The organism is Azoarcus sp. TTM-91 (assembly GCF_012911025.1).
Lineage (GTDB): Bacteria > Pseudomonadota > Gammaproteobacteria > Burkholderiales > Rhodocyclaceae > Azoarcus.
In genome coordinates this window covers 1-412 of record NZ_WUEI01000313.1, presented here as the reverse complement: position 1 = coordinate 412, position 412 = coordinate 1, and the positions used below count along the sequence as shown (strand labels likewise).

Annotated in this window: 1 protein-coding gene; it reads left to right on the top strand. The window is 35.7% G+C overall.

Features of this window, described 5'->3' with window-relative positions; all coding sequences use genetic code 11:
* Nucleotides 1-17 precede the first annotated feature (17 nt).
* A partial coding sequence (locus tag GRF61_RS24395; protein ID WP_169153186.1) for a cache domain-containing protein occupies nucleotides 18-412 on the top strand: 395 nt, incomplete at its 3' end.

Sequence of the window (412 nt, the reverse complement as noted above, 5' to 3'; positions counted from 1 at the left end):
GAAGGAATGAGTATATTATGAAGGTCAAATTTTCAATAAAAAAGGCCCTTATAGGCATGGTTCTTATCATGCTTTCACTTTTAGGGGTAATCAATTTATTATATAGCTTATATAATTTGCGAGACGGAATGGAGCATGAGGCTATGAGAGGTATTGAGGCTTCTTGTAACACTTATGTCACTATTTTGGAATTGACTACATTTGATGAGTCTGTAGAAATGCATAGTCTAGAATTTCAGTTACACAAGGATTCAGGCTATGACTACTCATTAATTCTCGATGATACAAGAGAACGTTCTTCAATAGACGAGATAGTTGGAACAAAGGTATCTGATGAGGTGGTTGAGGCTGTTCTTAAAAATGGTGAGAGCTATAGCGCTAGCAATGTAGATATAGGTGGTGAATTATACTA